Origin of the sequence: Nocardia vinacea NBRC 16497 (genome assembly GCF_000308835.1) — a bacterium.
In the GTDB taxonomy this organism is placed as follows: Bacteria; Actinomycetota; Actinomycetes; order Mycobacteriales; family Mycobacteriaceae; genus Nocardia; species Nocardia vinacea.
On sequence record NZ_BAGN01000309.1, the window covers coordinates 1 to 700 of the forward strand.

Annotated in this window: 1 protein-coding gene; it reads left to right on the forward strand. The window is 68.4% G+C overall.

Features of this window, described 5'->3' with window-relative positions; translation table 11 throughout:
* Window positions 1-700 (forward strand): beta-ketoacyl synthase N-terminal-like domain-containing protein (locus ON44_RS33625; protein ID WP_040697995.1); only part of this gene is annotated, 700 nt, incomplete at both ends.

Below are 700 nucleotides of genomic sequence, written 5' to 3' on the forward strand. Positions count from 1 at the left end.
TGTGGGCTGTCGCTTCCCCGGAGGAGTGTCCTCACGCGAAGAGCTGTGGCAGGTCGTGGCCCAGGGCCGGGATGTGGTGTCGCAGTGGCCGTTGGATCGGGGTTGGGATGGGGGGTTGTTCGATCCCGAACCGGGTGTGGCGGGTAGGTCCTACACGCGTGAGGGTGGGTTCCTGCACGATGCGGGGTTGTTCGATGCCGGGTTCTTCGGGATCAGCCCGCGGGAAGCGGTTGCGATGGATCCGCAGCAGCGGTTGCTGCTGGAAACGGTGTGGGAAGCCCTCGAAGACGCCGGGGTGGACCCGGTCTCGTTGCGCGGCAGCGACACCGGCGTGTTCATGGGCGTGATGTACCACGACTACCCCGCCAGCGCGGTCGGTGGTTCGGTCGTCTCGGGTCGGGTGTCGTACGTGCTGGGATTGGAAGGCCCGGCGGTATCGGTGGACACCGCGTGCTCGTCGTCGCTGGTCGCCCTGCATCAAGCCGTGCAGGCCGTGCGGGCCGGTGAGTGCGGGATGGCGTTGGTCGGCGGTGTCACGGTGATGTCGACACCCGACACGTTCGTCGAGTTCTCCCGCCAGAAAGGACTGGCGCCGGATGGCCGGTGCAAGTCGTTCGCCGAGGCCGCCGACGGTGCCGGCTGGTCCGAAGGCGTCGGTGTCCTGGTCGTGGAGCGGCTTTCCGACGCGCGTCGCCGCGGG